The organism is Foetidibacter luteolus (assembly GCF_009650435.1).
Classification (GTDB): domain Bacteria; phylum Bacteroidota; class Bacteroidia; order Chitinophagales; family Chitinophagaceae; genus Foetidibacter; species Foetidibacter luteolus.
On record NZ_VVIP01000084.1, the window covers coordinates 100,406 to 114,625 of the forward strand.

Below are 14,220 nucleotides of genomic sequence, written 5' to 3' on the forward strand. Positions count from 1 at the left end.
ATGCCGCTGGTATCTAAATTAAATGGCTGGAAATTTATTTCCGCCGGGGATTCTTCCTGTTATGGCCGGCCCGTCTAATTGAGTCAGCTTTTTGCGTTGCCAGTTCTAAAAGTGTAGAGTCACAATCTTCACGCAACTCTTTAATAACCCTGTTTACTTTTTGCTCCGCCTCAAGTTTTGCTTTACCCTTTAATGTTTCAAGTTGCATGGCATCCTGCTTTTGGGTACAGTTACACAACAAAACGCAAAGGCATGCCAGGTATATCTTATTCATGGGGCGCTTGTTTTCAGAAGTGAATCAATAAGCACCGGTAGCCTGTAAAGCCTTGCGGTATCGCAGTCGTCTTTTATTTTTTTATAGGCAGAGTCAATACGGGCGCCGGCAACGGAATCAAGCCGTTGGTTATACCGCAGTATTTCCTCATCTATGTTAACCGGCTGTTTACATGCCGGGAAAATCTTTATCAAAACAATAACATATAGAAAAGGCCACTTTTTTTTCACCGGAGTATTTATGTTTGTTATATTTCTAAATTTACACAATGCCCTTTACGGCTTTTAAAAATATCATTTCTTATTTAACAGCGGTGGTGTTTTGTGTGCTGTTGTCTTCATTTGATTCAGCCGCTCAAAACGGAACCGGCCCTTATGATACCATTAGGGTGGGCGCCTGCGTTGAAGCCAATGGGGATACAATACCATGCTCCTGGCTAGATCCTGTTAACCTTTACACAAAACTTTACGGCAAATACAAAAAGCGCCATGTGGAGTGGACCCGGCTTAGAAATGCCGTATATGTAACCTATCCCTATGCAAAAGCGGCATCCCGCACTATTAATGAAATTAATGCGCAACTGGTAAATGTTACAGACAAGAAAAAGCGGAAAGCCATTATCCGCTCAAGGGAAAAAGACCTGAAAAAACAATTTGCTGATAAGCTGCAGCAGTTATCCGTTTACCAGGGCAAAGTACTGATGAAGCTGATTTACAGGGAAACCGGCAACAACTGTTACGAAATAATTGAGGAATACAAAGGCACTTTCAATGCCGCATTCTGGCAAACCATTGCTTTGGTTTTTGGATCTAACCTGCGCCAGAATTATGAAGCCAATGGTAAAGACCGCGATATGGAAACGATAGTAAAAGATGTAGAGCGGATGTATGGCTATACTTCCAGGTAACCTCCATGTTAATTGTTAATATTTTAGCTGCTTACATGAGTGACGTAGCAATATGTATAAGCGCCAAACATTAAACAACTGAACATTGAACAATTATTTTTTGAGCCTACTTTTGCAGCCAATTTACATTTTATGAAGGTAGATATTTTGGCATTTGGCGTTCACCCGGATGACGTGGAATTAGGTTGTGCAGGAACTTTGATAGCGGCTGTTGCGGAGGGAAAAAAAGTGGTAGTGGTTGATTTAACCCAGGGAGAGCTGGGAACCAGGGGCTCTGCGGCTATTCGCAAGGTAGAGGCCGCCGCCGCGGCTGAAGTGATGGGGCTTTATGGCAGGGAAAACCTGGAGATGGCAGACGGATTTTTTGCCAACAACGAAGTGAACATAAGAAAGGTAATTGCTGTTATACGTAAGTACAAGCCTGAAATAGTGCTTTGTAATGCGCCTGAAGACCGGCACCCGGATCATGGGCGGAGCAGCAAGTTGGTGTCTGACGCAGCATTTCTTTCCGGGTTACGGAAAATAGAGACTACCTTTGCGGGCAATTTACAGGAACAGTGGCGGCCTAAGTACGTTTTCCATTATATACAGGACCGTTACCTGAAGCCGGATTTTGTGTACGATATTTCCAGCCACCTGGATAAAAAAATACAAGCGGTTCTTTGCTATGGCACACAGTTTAACACACTCGATACCAGCGAACCGGCCACTTATATTTCCAACCCTGACTTTCTTGAAGTAATCAAAGCCCGGGCATTAATGTTCGGAAAAAGAATAGGCGTTAAGTACGCGGAAGGGTATATTACAACGAAGATGATAGGCGTACGAACGTTCGACAGCTTTATACAGGAAACAACTTAAAGTTTTATTAATCATGTATATCGCTGGTTTTCTTATTTTTATTTAATTAAATTTCGCATCTCATACTTTAGAATTATTATGCAAACGCCAAAATTCGCACATGTAAAAAAACCTTTTCATGTAGAACTGAAGAACAGGATTAACCAGTATTTCGCCTCAAGTGGAAAAGAGCAAACCGGTGGTTACCGCTTGTTCTGGAAAGCCACTTTCCTGGTACTGGCTTTAACTTATACATACATACAGTTGGTTTTCTTTACACCAGGGGTATTGGTATCTATTCTGCTCTGCATTTTGCTGGGCCTTCTTACAGCGGCAATTGGCTTTAACGTTATGCACGACGGCGGGCACGGCAGTTTCAGCAATAGTAAGCTTGTTAACAAAGGTGCAGCCATTACAGCCGAATTTTTGGGTGCCAGCCATTTTATATGGAATGTTAAACATAACATCATTCACCATGCTTATACCAATATTGATGGGATTGATGATGATATAGATGCCAAACCTTTTTTACGTATGGCTTCTACACAAAAAAAATACAAGATGCACCGTTATCAGCATTGGTATTTCTGGATGTTCTATGCCATTTTACATTTGTACTGGAGCACGGTTAGTGATTACAAAAAGTATTTTTCAGGTAAAGTGGGAGAGATGCCTTTAAAGAAAATGGATGTAGCCGATCATATAAGTTTTTGGGCTTTTAAACTGGTGCACTATTCCATATTCATAATTATACCCATTGTTAAACTTGGGTTTGTAAACTGGCTTATCGGCTATAGCGTATTTACTGTGGTAGCAGGGTTTGTGCTAAGTATTGTATTCCAGTTGGCGCATACGGTGGAACATACTGAATTTCCTATTCCTGATGGGAATACAGGAAAGCTGGAAGACGAGTGGGCCATCCACCAGTTAAAAACCACCGCCAATTTTGCTACAAAAAACCGCTTTATTTCCTGGTTCGTGGGCGGACTTAATTTTCAGATTGAGCATCATTTGTTTCCCAAAATTTCTCACATACATTATCCTGCTATCAGCAAAATAATCAAGCAGGCTTGCCAGGAGTATGGCATTGTGTATGTTGAGTATCCCCGCATGCACCAGGCCGTATTTTCGCACATTGCTTTTTTGCGCCAGATGGGAAGGGCTTAAGTATTACTTATCACTCATATTATTAACCGAATGCATTACGTAAGTAATGCATTTTTTTTGGCCTTAGCTTTATTGCTACTATTAGGCTTTGGTTGTGTCACTCACTTGTACTCTATATCTTTACTGAGCAACTAAGCCCGCACCCCACAGCATTGCGGGCTATGAATTGTTATTTGCGCTGCCTCATCCTTCTCATAAGTTACATACCGCTTAATATCACATGCCGGCCTTTCAATAATTCCTTTGCGGCAATAGTTTGCGGTTGCTTGCAATTGGGTAAAACAATTTTTATCTTACCTGGGTTGTTTGCTTACTACCCCCTGCCATTATGTTAACCATCTAAAACGAATGTTATGTCAATCGGTTCTTTTTTTGCCGGTATTTGGAAAGCTGTAAAAAAGCTGTTTAACAAGCTGGACGACGAAAGCAAGAAGCTGCTGCCAGTTATTATTGATGTGGTGAACAATGCAAAGAATTATAACGAAGGTATTGCGGGGGATGTACTGTCCAAAATTATTCCCGGCGACCTGGATGACAACATAAGAGAGAAGCTGAAAGAGTGGCTGCCCAAGCTGATTAAAACACTGGCTGCAACCAATGAATGTGCCAATGCCGGAGATGACAACGCTATTATGCAATGCGCCCTGGCTAAAATAGGCGGCTCAGAAAAAGATGTACGCAAAGTATTTTACCACGGGCTGGCCGCTTTGCTGCTGGAAAAGCTGGGCGATGGTAAATTTACCTGGGATGATGCCGTAGCCACCGTACAATGGTTTTACAAACATAAAGACGAAGCAGACGATGATGACGACGATAAGTAGTTACCGCACAGTCTTCCGTTCCGGTAAGGATAAAGTCCTCTAAAATTTGAAACGCCTTCTTGTTTAACGTGCTGTGCCGCGGCTTTTTGCTGCCGCGTTATCAGCTTGTTATCTTTTAGGGTTAGCCTGTTATAAACTGTGCTCAACAGTTCTAAAAAATCTATTTTTGCAGCTTAAAATTTTTTAAGCATGCCGAAAGTTAAAGTTGGACTGGTTCAAATGAGCTGCTCTGCTGATAAGCAGGCTAACCTTGATAAGGCTGTAGCCAAAGTAAGGGAAGCCGCAGCCAAAGGCGCACAGATTGTTTGTTTACAGGAATTGTTCACTTCACTGTATTTCTGTGATGTGGAAGATTACGACAATTTTAAACTGGCCGAAGCTATACCAGGCCCCTCTACTGATACATTAAGCAAAGTAGCCGCGGAACTGGGTGTGGTTATCATCGCTTCTTTATTTGAAAAGCGCACCCAGGGTATTTACCACAATACCACTGCCGTGCTGGATGCCGATGGTTCGTATCTGGGTAAGTACCGCAAAATGCACATACCGGACGACCCTGCATACTACGAGAAATTTTATTTTACACCCGGAGACCTGGGTTACAAAGTTTTCAAAACAAAATTCGCCACTATAGGTGTGCTGATATGCTGGGACCAATGGTACCCCGAAGCTTCACGCATTACAGCGCTGATGGGCGCCGAGATACTCTTTTACCCCACCGCCATCGGTTGGGCTACCAGCCAGGATGCAGATACCAATGATGAGCAATACAATGCCTGGCAAACCATACAGCGCAGCCATGCCGTAGCCAACGGGCTGCATGTGGTGAGTGTAAACCGCGTTGGTTTTGAGCAAAACGGCGCCATGAAATTCTGGGGAGGTTCGTTTGTAGCAAATCCATTTGGCAAGCTTATTTACAAGGCATCTCACGAAGAGGAAGAAATTGCTGTTGTAGATATTGATACGGATAAAACGGATAGCTACAGAACACACTGGCCGTTCCTGCGTGACAGGCGCATTGATTCTTATCAGCAAATCACCAAAAGATTTATTGACCAGGAATAATGCATTGTGGAGACGCGATGCATTGTGGAGACGCGATGCATCGCGTCTCTACCTACCCGGGGCTGAAAAGCCGCCATTATAACCGGACGATGAACGGATTGCGACGCAACGATGATGCTACAGGGATATGTCGCTGGTATCATAAACGTCAATGGTGAATTGTGAATGGTCAATTTTTGGCGCAAATAGTTTTAGAAAAGCATCTGCCGGAATAAAAGCGTAACGGTAAACAGGTACTTCGTACTTCAAGCTTCGTACTTTGCATTGTGCAATTGTAAAAAATTAAAACTTGCTTTTGTGGAATACACATCAAAGAATTCATTAACCAACTTTAACGACCCTAAGAATTTTCATCTTACCGATTTGCATACAACGGGGCTTGCCGCCACGCCTAAAAGCCTGGGATATTATTTTCCGGCGGAGTTTGCGCCACATACCGCAACCTGGTTAAGCTGGCCTCACAAAGAAGCAAGCTGGCCGGGCAAAATTGATGCGATATACCCCAACTACAGCCTGTTTGTAAAATACCTGGCAGAAAGTGAGTTTGTACACATTAATGTGGCTAACGATGCCATGCAGGCCTTTGCCGCCGGCCACCTGGAGAAAGCGGGTGTTAATATGGATAAAGTGCGGTTTTTTAAGCACCCTACCAATGATGCCTGGTGCCGCGACCATGGCCCGGCTTTTTTGGTAAACCCTGTTGCCATTGAAAACAAAAAAGTAATTGTTGACTGGGGCTACAATGCCTGGGGTGGCAAATATCCGCCATACGATCTTGATGATGTAATACCTACTTTAATTGCGAATGCTTACGGCATACCCGTTTTTCATCCCGGTATTGTAATGGAGGGAGGGTCTGTTGATTTTAACGGGGCTGGTACTTTGCTTACATCAAAATCATGTTTGCTTAACAAAAACCGTAACCCGCATTTAAACCAGCAGCAGATTGAAGAATACCTGTTTAATTTTTATGGAGTTGACCAGGTGCTTTGGGTGGATGACGGCATTATTGGTGACGATACCGACGGCCATATAGATGACACCGTACGTTTTGTGAACGAAGACACGGTGATAACGGTTATTGAAGACGATAAGGCCGATGACAATTACGAAATTCTGCAAACCAACCTTAAGCAATTGCGGGCCATGAGGCTGCTTAATGGTAAACAGTTAAACATTATAGAATTGCCTATGCCTGACACCGTTGAGTATGATGGCCAGCGGTTACCCGCCTCTTACGGTAACTTTTACATAAGCAACAGGCATGTAATTGTGCCTACATTCAGAAGTAAAAAAGATGATAAGGCACTGGAGATAATTGCCGGCTGTTTTACCAATCGTGAAGTGGTGGGTATAGATTCAACAGATATTATCTGGGGCCTGGGAAGCTTTCACTGTTTAAGCCAGCAGGAGCCTGCTGTTTAAAAAAGGGTTTGTATGCCATTGGCTATCCTGAATTCATGCTGTAGCAGCCATTTCTTTCGCCATACGCCACCAGCGTAGCCCACCAGTGTTTTGTCGCTGCCAATTACACGGTGGCAGGGTACAATCAATGCAATTTTGTTTTTGCCATTGGTTGCGGCCACCGCCCTTATGGCTTTGGGGTCGCCAATTTTGGTGGATAGTTCCAGGTAGCTCATGGTTTTGCCAAAAGGTATATTGATAAGTTCCCCCCATACATTTTGCTGAAACTGTGTGCCTGGCTGGTGCACGGGTATATCAAACTGCCTGCGCTTCCCGTTAAAAAATTCAATCAGTTCTTCGGTGCATTGGTGCATTACCTCGCTTATACCCGGCTCTCCATGTGTAACCTGGTCCGGGTTATCAATAAAACTAAGTTCAGAAATGTAATGGTCTGTACCGCCAATTTTAAGCAGTCCTATCGGGCTTTGGTAGTACGTATAATAAAGTTCGCTCATGCCAGGGGTAAAAGAAAGCTTTAAGGCGCCAGTGGGTGAATGGTGAGTAGTGAATGGTGAATGAAGGCGTTCTGTTTTTTATTCCAAATTCATTTCGTGAATCGTAAGTGAACGTAAACCGCCAGTTTACTTCTTCATTCACCATTCCTTGTTCCTTGTTCGATATTCATTACCCAATCTTCATTCCATTGGCAACCTTTCGTTCCGGTTGCAATAAAATTACCTGATTATTTTCATCGTACACACCCAATACCAAACATTCGCTGAAAAAATTGGCTATCTGTTTTATGGGAAAGTTTACTACAGCCACCACCTGCCTGTTTAAAAGGCTTTCCTTGTTGTAATGATGCGTTATTTGTGCAGAAGATTTTTTTATGCCCAGCGGCCCAAAATCAACCGTAAGCTGGTAAGCGGGCTTACGGGCATTGGCAAAATCATTCACTTCAATAATGGTTCCGGTGCGTACTTCAATCTTTTCAAAATCGCCCCAGCTAATCAATTGCTGTTCCATATTAATTTTCTATTGTCAAATTTTATTGTCAACTTCATCCCTCTTTTCAAAAGTAATTTACAATCTTAAAATTAAACTTATGAAACGTCATGCAACTGCCGTATGGAACGGCTCTGGCAAAGAAGGCAACGGAAATTTAACTACGCAAAGCACCACGCTAAACCAAACACAGTATTCATTTAATTCAAGGTTTGCAGATGGTGTTGGTACTAATCCTGAAGAATTGCTCGCAGCATCGCATGCAGGTTGTTTTACTATGAAGCTGGCTTTTGTATTAGGTGGCGCCGGCTTTACGCCCGAAACGCTGGAAACAACATCTCACGTAACATTGGATACAGCTTCAAGCACCATTACAGAATCTCATTTAACTGTAAAGGCTAAAGTGCCTGGCATTGACAAGGCCAAGTTTGACGAATGCGTTAAAGATGCCGAGCTTAACTGCCCCATCAGCAAAGCTATCAATGCAACCATCTCCGTAGAAGCAACACTGGAAAATTAATATGGCCGTTACTGTAAGAAAAGCCAGCATAGAAGATGTTGCCGAAGCTGCAAAACTTTTCGATTTATACCGCTCTTTTTACAGCCAGCAGCCCGATTTAACAGGCGCCGAAACTTTTATAGCCGAAAGATTACAGAATGCCGATTCTGTAATCTTTCTTGCTTTTACCGGTGGCCAGGCTATTGGCTTTGTACAGTTGTACCCCATCTTTAGCTCTGTAAGTATGCAACGCACCTGGCTGCTTAACGATTTATACGTGCATCAGTCCGTACGGGGCAAGGGCGCAGGTACCGCATTGCTCAATGCCGCTAAAGATTTTGCCAAAACCACCAGCAGCAAATGGCTGATGCTGCAAACCTCCGCAAACAATACTACAGCCCAACGTTTATACGAGAAGAATGGCTGGGTAAAAGAAAGCGATTTCTTTTACGTGTTGAACATCCAGTAAAAAATAATGATAAGGGCGCCTGCCGAAGGCACCGGGCTTTCCGCTGCTACTCCGGCACAAGCCTGTACACAAGGCCTCACCGGGGTATCCGCTGCAATCCCTGGCGCGGTGGTGACACAGCGCAATAGAGCATTACAATCTTGACTTAAGAAACGGTGGCTAATTTATGAATGCAATTTCCTGTGATGAAACAGTATCACTTACATTCTGCTTGGTATCCTTAATCCAGAACCTGAAATAGCTTGTGTCGTTTTTTTGAACACAGCCGTCAATAACCGGTGGAGGAAATGTAGATGATTTATACCCATATGTAATGGTTATTTCTGCATCAAGGTTATTTCTTGGCGTAAATTTTGGCATCGGCCATCTTTCGGGATCATCAGTCCTTAATTCTGGACATACTTTAGATATACGCTGTACAAAAATTGTATCCTGTAAGTCTCCATCTTTGTCTGTTACTCTGAAGACGAATTGAAGTATCTGTTCTTTCACAAGAGTTGTTGTGCTTACGCTTTTTAATTCAAGCTGCGGCTTTGCCGTAAACTTATCTTTGGAACATGCGGCCACTGCTATCGTTATTATAACCACCGGTATCAATACTTTTGCTTTCATTTCAAGAAGTTTCATGTCAAATTTATATAAAACAAACCATCAGTCTCAGCCGCCGGTCTTTGATGTTAACAATATTTTTCAGGATAGCTTTAATTTCAATAACGCTGCTTTCCAACTTTTTAATTACCAGTTTAATAACAATAAGGTCTACCGGGATTGGTGCAACGCCATCGGCAACACCCCGGATAACGTAAACAGCCTGCCTGAGATTGCTTTTTTGCCTATTTCTTTTTTTAAAACCCACAACATTACCACCGGCAGTTTTGAGCCATCCGTGGTATTTACCAGCAGCGGTACCACCCAAAGCAGTACCAGCAGGCATTTGGTAAAAGATACGGCACTATACGAAAAAAGTTTTGTCACCGCATTTGAAAGAGTGTATGGCAGCACCAGCAATTATTGCATAATCGGCTTATTGCCTGCTTACCTGGAACGTGCAGGTTCTTCGCTTGTTTACATGGTCAACAAAATGATCGGGCTTTCCGGCCATTCGTCCAGCGGATTCTACTTAAACCAACTGGAAGAGCTTGCTGGTTTGCTGCAACAACTGGAAGCGCAGGGGCAGCCTACATTGCTGATAGGTGTAACTTTCGCTTTGCTGGACTTTGCCGAAAGCCACAAGCTGCAGCTAAACCATACCATTATAATGGAAACCGGTGGCATGAAGGGGCGGCGGCGTGAACAAACCCGCCAGGAAGTACATGAAATTCTTGGTAACAGTTTTGGCGTAAGTACCATACATTCCGAATATGGGATGACAGAATTGCTTAGCCAGGCTTATTCCCGTGGCGCAGGCAGGTTTGTTTGCCCGCCGTGGATGAAGGTACTGGTTCGGGATGAAGAAGACCCTTTAACTGTTAAAAACACCGGCACAGGCATATTGAACATAATTGACCTTGCCAATGCTGATAGCTGCGCCTTTATTGCTACCGACGATGTGGGCATTGTACATGAGGATGGCAGCTTTGAAGTGTGGGGGCGTATGGACAATAGTGATATACGTGGCTGTAGCCTGTTGGTTGTATAAGTTTTTGAAAATCTATTTTTTAATATCAAAGCTTATTCTATATTTGCGCTCCTGAAAACGGCCAATGTAGTAAAATACAAAACCGTTTGTCTGCCCAGATGGCGAAATTGGTAGACGCACTGTGTTCAGGTCGCAGCGTCCGCAAGGATGTGCTGGTTCGAATCCAGTTCTGGGCACCAACAAAGAAAGCCTGCAAGTTTATCTGCAGGCTTTCTTGTTTTTGGGTATTACGTGATAGTGCCCTAAGTTTTATCCTGTTGTTGCCTTTCTGCATAACCTTGATACCTCATTCACGTCACTTTATACACGGCTACTGCGCTTACTGTTTTAAAACCGAACATCTTTTTGCCCGATAGTGAACAGTTGCTGGGATCAATAAAAAATTAAGTCATTGATTTTCAATGCTAAAAATTCTGGCACCTTTATAGAAGCCATTATAACAGCAAAACAGTTTTATTCATAGCAATACGTTGAGTGCCGCGCCTGTTCCCGGGTGCGGTTTTTATTTTACTCAATTGTCCCAAAGCACTGAGGCCAGTTTGAATAGTATAACGCACAGCCCTATCATGATTAACCCGGCATACAAAAATGCTTTTCGCCACGCTGACAGAATAATCAACAATACCGACAACAACGCGGCCAACAAGTAAACAAGGCCCGCCAAAAAAGAGGCTATACTCCATATATAAAGGAATGCTTCTGTGTCTATTTCATCAGGTTCGGCAATTATCACAAACAGGCATACGCCAAATGTTAGTATAATGCCGGGTATAAGTAGTATTAAAAGCTTTGGGATTTTTTTCATTTACTTTCTGGTTGAACTGACGCTACGCCGGCATCATTGGTTTTTAGGTTAATTTATGAGTTGTTTGGTTTGCAGCAGCCGTAAATTCGGCCAACGGTGCTTGTGTGTATGCAACTGCCTGCAAAAAGCGCAGTGTGCTGCACCTATGGGTGAGGGATTGAAGCGGTTACCCCGGTGAGGCCATCGCAGCAGGGCTTTGTGCCGGAGTATGAGCACAACCGAGGAAAAGCAACTAAATGTTGCTTTGACGAAGGTTGCGAACGTAGTTCTGCCCGGCCCGAGGTACGAGGGACACCCCCAAAATACCAACTTCAACACCACAGCAAAACCGGTTGCTTTAGTTTATTCTTTTACCTGGTACAGTTTGCTAACCCGTACAGTTTGTTTCAATCTTATATCTTCTGACGAAGCGCCGGCCATGATGATAAAGTTACCGGGTTCAACCACCCACTGCATGTTGTTGTTAAGCAGCTTTAAATCGTTACTGGTTAAGGTAAACGACACAGACTTACTTTCGCCAGCCTTTATTTCAACACGGCTAAAAGCCTTTAATTGTTTTACCGGCGTTACTACAGAACTATACTCATCGGTTACATACAATTGCACTACCTCATCGCCAGTTGTTTTGCTACTGTTGTTTATGTTAAGTGACACATTGATAGAAAGATTATCCGCATTTTCGTTTAGCGTTGCCTGCATATTGCTGTAAGTAAAGCTGCTGTAGCTAAGGCCGTGTCCAAAGGGGTACAGGGGCCTGGCGTCGCTTTCTACATAGTCATGTTTGTAAGGGCGCTTATAATCATAATAAACAGGAAGCTGGCCAACAGATTTGGGTATAGAAACCGGTAACCTGCCTGCAGGGTTGTAATCTCCAAACAGCACATCCGCTATAGCATTGCCACCTTCCTGACCGGGGTACCATGCGTTTATGATGGCTGGTATATGTTCTGCTGCCCAGTTTATGTTAAGCGGCCTGCCCTCAATCATAACCAGTACAACGGGTTTGCCGGTTGCCGCTACCTTTTGCAGCAGCTCTAACTGGCGGCCCAGCAGGTCAAGCGAAATTCTGTCGAAGCCCTCGCCGCTTTCCATATCACTAACTTTTGCTTTTTGTTGTTTACTTACATTAGCAGCGCCGGTATTGCTGAACTCCGTTTCAAAATCCCTGGCGCTGCTGCCGCCGAGCACCACAATAACTACATCGCTCTGGCGTGCGGCTTTTACAGCTTCTGCTATGTTGGCGTTGGCGGTATCGCGTATGGCGCAACCCTTTACATAAGTTACCTGCGTAGTGTTGCCCAGTTTTTTGCGTATGCCTTCCAGCACCGTGGTAACATTGCTATCGGGCTGGGGTGCAGTATAGTCGCCAAGCTGGTTATACATGTTGTCGGCGTTAGGGCCTATCACTGCTACTTTTTTAAGGCCTTTGCTTAACGGTAAAGTAGCTTTTTCATTCTTCAGCAAAACAATTGCTTCCCGGGCCACCTGCGCAGCCAACGCTTTGTGCTGTTGTGTGTTTACTTGGGTACTTGCTTTCTCTACATCTACATAAGGATGTTCAAAAAGCCCCATGTTAAACTTTAGGCGCAGTACCCGGCCAACAGCCTGGTTAAGCGCTGCCGTATCAACTTTGTTTTCCTGTATGGCGGCGGTTAGTGCCTTGCCAAAACCATTGCCCCCAAGGTCTGCATCAACCCCGGCATTCAGGGCCATTGCCGCGGCATCAGCCGGTGTTTCAGCTACGTAATGATTGTTCCTGATGCCTTCGATGCTGCCAAGGTCTGATACCACAAAGCCCTTAAAGCCCCATTGTTTGCGCAGCAATTCATCCATCAGGTATTTGCTGCCCGTGCAGGGTACACCGTCAATGGAATTATAAGAAGACATTACCGATAACGCACCTGCATTAACAGCTTCTTTAAATGGCGGCATGTAGTATTGCAGCAGCTCCCGCTGGCCAATGTTTACATTGCCGCCGTTGTGGCCGCCTTCCGGTATACCGTAGGCTGCAAAATGCTTAAGGGTAGATATAACATTCACGCCGCTGTTTATATCGCTGCCCTGCAAGCCCTGTACAACTGCTTTTCCCATAACGCCGTTAAGCACCGGGTCTTCGCCGTAAGTTTCTTCCATGCGGGACCAGCGCAGTTCCCTTGCCAGGTCAAGTATGGGGCCATACCCAATATGTGCGCCCTGCAGCCTTGCCTCCTTTGCAATAACGGCGGCCATCTGCTGTATCAGTGCCGGGTTCCACGTGCTGCTTTGGCCAATAGACGTGGGGAACACGGTGGTGCCGATGGCCATGTGGCCGTGAGGGCATTCTTCTGCCAGCATCATGGGTATGCCAAGGCGTGTTTGCTCTACCGCGTATTTTTGAATGGCGTTGGTAGCAATCGCAGCCAGGCGGGGATTAAGCCCGGTAGTCAGTGTTTTCTTTGTCCACGGGTCTGCACGCAGCGTTGCCCATAGCATGCCAATATGATTTTGTTGAAGCGCTGTTGTAAATTTTTCACTAACTGTAACTGTACCTTCTTTTTTGTCGTACATATCCCAGCCCAACAGGGTGGATAGCTGGCCGATTTTTTCTTCAATGGTCATGCGGCCCAGCAGGTCTGCCACACGCTCGTCTGTGGTAGCTGACGGGTTTTTGTAGAGCGGCGGCGCACTGTACGTTTGTTGTACGGAAGCTGTATCTGAAGGACTGAATTTTGCCTGCGTTATTACGGGACTAACAATTAATGCTGAACTGAAAAGAAATAGTGCTTTTTTGATGCTTGAGCGATGCTTCATTTGGTGTTTGTGATTATTCTTATGGGTGGTAATGCGGTCAAAGTAAGTACAAAATTCTCTTTTGTGTGCAATGGTGAAAAGTATTATGGGCCCGGCAGGAGGAACAGGGATGAGGCTTTACTTGCGTCGCACTCTTCCTCTGAAGATTGTGGTTTTAGCAAGGCTTTAGCCTGCTAAAACCACTGTGGTAGCAAAACATAATCATCTCCAAAAAAATAATGATTTTTTCTGGCAGCAGCTAAAACAACAATAAATGGATACGTGGATTTTAAATAATTGATTCTTCCTCTGCAAGCCATGTCACCTTTTACAGTGAGTTGCCTATGCCTGTGTACTCCGGAGAGTCGTGGCAGATTGTACGTCAAGTCTTATTACAAGAGTGCCGTCCCTTTATATTTTAAATTACAAAGCAGCCCTGTAGGCCATTGTTTTTGTTCCCAAAATTAGAACAAAAAACCATGTTTTTATAGGCTCGCTTCAGCACCTTTCATCTTCATTGGCCTGTGTGCACTTAAAATTGCATGATGGATTGTAC

The 14,220-nt window shown here is 44.2% G+C and carries 17 protein-coding genes and 1 tRNA gene; 10 read left to right on the forward strand and 8 right to left on the reverse strand.

Features of this window, described 5'->3' with window-relative positions:
- Positions 1–34: 34 nt before the first annotated feature.
- Together F0364_RS26080 and F0364_RS26085 are read right to left on the reverse strand one after the other, a co-directional pair.
- Positions 35–274 carry a hypothetical protein gene (locus F0364_RS26080; protein WP_153800759.1) on the reverse strand — a complete coding sequence of 80 codons (240 nt, stop codon included), beginning with the start codon at positions 272–274 and terminating at the stop codon, positions 35–37.
- Entirely contained in the window at positions 271–504 is a 234-nt protein-coding gene (locus F0364_RS26085) for a hypothetical protein (protein WP_153800760.1), read from the reverse strand. The genes F0364_RS26080 and F0364_RS26085 overlap by 4 nt, the downstream gene beginning before the upstream one ends.
- A 38-nt stretch (positions 505–542) precedes the next feature.
- Here F0364_RS26085 and F0364_RS26090 point away from each other — a divergent pair, with 38 nt between their 5' ends.
- The 5 genes from F0364_RS26090 to F0364_RS26110 all read left to right on the forward strand — a co-directional run bounded on the left by F0364_RS26090 (position 543) and on the right by F0364_RS26110 (position 5,074).
- On the forward strand, positions 543–1,181 hold the full coding sequence (locus tag F0364_RS26090; protein ID WP_153800761.1) for a DUF4294 domain-containing protein: 639 nt from the start codon (positions 543–545) through the stop codon (positions 1,179–1,181).
- A 132-nt stretch (positions 1,182–1,313) separates the two neighbouring features.
- Positions 1,314–2,042 (forward strand): bacillithiol biosynthesis deacetylase BshB1, encoded by a 729-nt coding sequence (gene bshB1 / locus F0364_RS26095; RefSeq protein ID WP_153800762.1) that lies wholly within the window; start codon positions 1,314–1,316, stop codon positions 2,040–2,042.
- Between the two features lie 78 nt (positions 2,043–2,120).
- The gene (locus tag F0364_RS26100; RefSeq protein ID WP_153800763.1) at positions 2,121–3,188 is read left to right on the forward strand and encodes a fatty acid desaturase family protein; all 1,068 of its coding nucleotides are present in this window, start codon (positions 2,121–2,123) and stop codon (positions 3,186–3,188) included.
- A 353-nt stretch (positions 3,189–3,541) separates the two neighbouring features.
- On the forward strand, positions 3,542–4,009 hold the full coding sequence (locus F0364_RS26105) for a hypothetical protein (protein ID WP_153800764.1): 468 nt from the start codon (positions 3,542–3,544) through the stop codon (positions 4,007–4,009).
- Positions 4,010–4,198: 189 nt separating this feature from the next.
- Entirely contained in the window at positions 4,199–5,074 is an 876-nt protein-coding gene (locus F0364_RS26110; RefSeq protein ID WP_153800765.1) for a carbon-nitrogen hydrolase, read from the forward strand.
- A 117-nt stretch (positions 5,075–5,191) separates the two neighbouring features.
- Here F0364_RS26110 and F0364_RS29355 read toward each other — a convergent pair whose 3' ends face one another.
- Entirely contained in the window at positions 5,192–5,323 is a 132-nt protein-coding gene (locus tag F0364_RS29355; RefSeq protein WP_262885419.1) for a hypothetical protein, read from the reverse strand.
- 48 nt (positions 5,324–5,371) lie between these two features.
- Here F0364_RS29355 and F0364_RS26115 point away from each other — a divergent pair, with 48 nt between their 5' ends.
- Positions 5,372–6,499, forward strand: a complete 1,128-nt coding sequence (locus F0364_RS26115; protein ID WP_235921295.1) for an agmatine deiminase family protein — start codon at positions 5,372–5,374, stop codon at positions 6,497–6,499.
- On the opposite strand, the gene F0364_RS26120 is transcribed toward F0364_RS26115, so the two are convergent.
- Both F0364_RS26120 and F0364_RS26125 read right to left on the reverse strand, forming a co-directional pair.
- Complete coding sequence (locus F0364_RS26120) at positions 6,496–6,993, reverse strand: methylated-DNA--[protein]-cysteine S-methyltransferase (RefSeq protein ID WP_153800766.1); 498 nt, start codon at positions 6,991–6,993, stop codon at positions 6,496–6,498. The genes F0364_RS26115 and F0364_RS26120 overlap by 4 nt on opposite strands.
- Before the next feature lie 169 nt (positions 6,994–7,162).
- The gene (locus tag F0364_RS26125) at positions 7,163–7,504 is read right to left on the reverse strand and encodes a tRNA-binding protein (protein ID WP_153800767.1); all 342 of its coding nucleotides are present in this window, start codon (positions 7,502–7,504) and stop codon (positions 7,163–7,165) included.
- A gap of 79 nt (positions 7,505–7,583) precedes the next feature.
- Here F0364_RS26125 and F0364_RS26130 point away from each other — a divergent pair, with 79 nt between their 5' ends.
- Together F0364_RS26130 and F0364_RS26135 are read left to right on the forward strand one after the other, a co-directional pair.
- A complete protein-coding gene (locus F0364_RS26130; RefSeq protein WP_153800768.1) occupies positions 7,584–8,003 on the forward strand; it encodes an OsmC family protein in 420 nt (139 codons plus the stop codon).
- A gap of 1 nt (position 8,004) precedes the next feature.
- A complete protein-coding gene (locus F0364_RS26135) occupies positions 8,005–8,451 on the forward strand; it encodes a GNAT family N-acetyltransferase (RefSeq protein WP_153800769.1) in 447 nt (148 codons plus the stop codon).
- A 159-nt stretch (positions 8,452–8,610) separates the two neighbouring features.
- On the opposite strand, the gene F0364_RS26140 is transcribed toward F0364_RS26135, so the two are convergent.
- Complete coding sequence (locus F0364_RS26140) at positions 8,611–9,078, reverse strand: hypothetical protein (RefSeq protein ID WP_153800770.1); 468 nt, start codon at positions 9,076–9,078, stop codon at positions 8,611–8,613.
- On the opposite strand from F0364_RS26140, the gene F0364_RS26145 reads away from it, so the two are divergent.
- Both F0364_RS26145 and F0364_RS26150 read left to right on the forward strand, forming a co-directional pair.
- Positions 9,077–10,090 (forward strand): LuxE/PaaK family acyltransferase, encoded by a 1,014-nt coding sequence (locus F0364_RS26145; protein ID WP_235921296.1) that lies wholly within the window; start codon positions 9,077–9,079, stop codon positions 10,088–10,090. The genes F0364_RS26140 and F0364_RS26145 overlap by 2 nt on opposite strands.
- Positions 10,091–10,182: 92 nt before the next feature.
- Positions 10,183–10,269: transfer RNA gene (locus tag F0364_RS26150), tRNA-Leu, on the forward strand.
- A gap of 332 nt (positions 10,270–10,601) precedes the next feature.
- Here the strand turns inward: F0364_RS26150 and F0364_RS26155 are convergent.
- Both F0364_RS26155 and F0364_RS26160 read right to left on the reverse strand, forming a co-directional pair.
- A complete protein-coding gene (locus F0364_RS26155; RefSeq protein ID WP_153800771.1) occupies positions 10,602–10,895 on the reverse strand; it encodes a hypothetical protein in 294 nt (97 codons plus the stop codon).
- Positions 10,896–11,237: 342 nt separating this feature from the next.
- Positions 11,238–13,685 (reverse strand): glycoside hydrolase family 3 N-terminal domain-containing protein, encoded by a 2,448-nt coding sequence (locus F0364_RS26160; protein WP_153800772.1) that lies wholly within the window; start codon positions 13,683–13,685, stop codon positions 11,238–11,240.
- Between the last annotated feature and the right edge of the window lie 535 nt (positions 13,686–14,220).

Coding starts and splice junctions, on each gene's coding strand:
- F0364_RS26145 (WP_235921296.1), top strand. CDS start 9,077: ATGTCAAATTTATATAAAACAAACCATCAGTCTCAGCCGCCGGTCTTT.
- F0364_RS26135 (WP_153800769.1), top strand. CDS start 8,005: ATGGCCGTTACTGTAAGAAAAGCCAGCATAGAAGATGTTGCCGAAGCT.
- F0364_RS26105 (WP_153800764.1), top strand. CDS start 3,542: ATGTCAATCGGTTCTTTTTTTGCCGGTATTTGGAAAGCTGTAAAAAAG.
- F0364_RS26080 (WP_153800759.1), bottom strand. CDS start 274: ATGAATAAGATATACCTGGCATGCCTTTGCGTTTTGTTGTGTAACTGT.
- F0364_RS26125 (WP_153800767.1), bottom strand. CDS start 7,504: ATGGAACAGCAATTGATTAGCTGGGGCGATTTTGAAAAGATTGAAGTA.
- F0364_RS26100 (WP_153800763.1), top strand. CDS start 2,121: ATGCAAACGCCAAAATTCGCACATGTAAAAAAACCTTTTCATGTAGAA.
- F0364_RS26110 (WP_153800765.1), top strand. CDS start 4,199: ATGCCGAAAGTTAAAGTTGGACTGGTTCAAATGAGCTGCTCTGCTGAT.
- F0364_RS26160 (WP_153800772.1), bottom strand. CDS start 13,685: ATGAAGCATCGCTCAAGCATCAAAAAAGCACTATTTCTTTTCAGTTCA.
- F0364_RS26130 (WP_153800768.1), top strand. CDS start 7,584: ATGAAACGTCATGCAACTGCCGTATGGAACGGCTCTGGCAAAGAAGGC.
- F0364_RS26140 (WP_153800770.1), bottom strand. CDS start 9,078: ATGAAACTTCTTGAAATGAAAGCAAAAGTATTGATACCGGTGGTTATA.
- F0364_RS26120 (WP_153800766.1), bottom strand. CDS start 6,993: ATGAGCGAACTTTATTATACGTACTACCAAAGCCCGATAGGACTGCTT.
- F0364_RS26090 (WP_153800761.1), top strand. CDS start 543: ATGCCCTTTACGGCTTTTAAAAATATCATTTCTTATTTAACAGCGGTG.
- bshB1 (WP_153800762.1), top strand. CDS start 1,314: ATGAAGGTAGATATTTTGGCATTTGGCGTTCACCCGGATGACGTGGAA.
- F0364_RS26155 (WP_153800771.1), bottom strand. CDS start 10,895: ATGAAAAAAATCCCAAAGCTTTTAATACTACTTATACCCGGCATTATA.